The 273-nt window shown below is 60.4% G+C and carries 1 protein-coding gene; it reads right to left on the bottom strand.

Features of this window, described 5'->3' with window-relative positions:
* The coding region (locus tag HMPREF2547_RS10665) for a transposase (RefSeq protein WP_210383945.1) at positions 1-273 on the bottom strand (273 nt) is incomplete at both ends.

The following is a 273-nucleotide window of genomic DNA, read 5'->3' as shown; positions in this document are numbered from 1 at the left end:
TGATACGGGTCAGTTTCAACGCCAGGGCGTAGATAGCTTTGCCTGCGTCGGTGCGTGGACGGCTGGTGGTGTAGCGACGGACCACGCGTTGGGCATGGACAAGGCAGCGTTGGATGCGGGTGGTTGGCCAGCAGGTTTTGATTGCTGAGTAGGCGCCTTGGCCACCGTCGAGGACAACGCATAGTGGTGGGGCGATGTTTTTGAGTAGTTGGGTGTAGGCGTGGGCGGTTTCGCGTTGTGTCCAGTGCCATGCGATGACGTGGTCGTGGCTGG

The sequence above is a fragment of the Corynebacterium sp. HMSC055G02 genome (genome assembly GCF_001809065.1).
In the GTDB taxonomy this organism is placed as follows: domain Bacteria; phylum Actinomycetota; class Actinomycetes; order Mycobacteriales; family Mycobacteriaceae; genus Corynebacterium; species Corynebacterium jeikeium_D.
The sequence above is the reverse complement of the archived record's forward strand: the minus strand, read 5'-3'. Positions and strand labels throughout refer to the sequence as shown.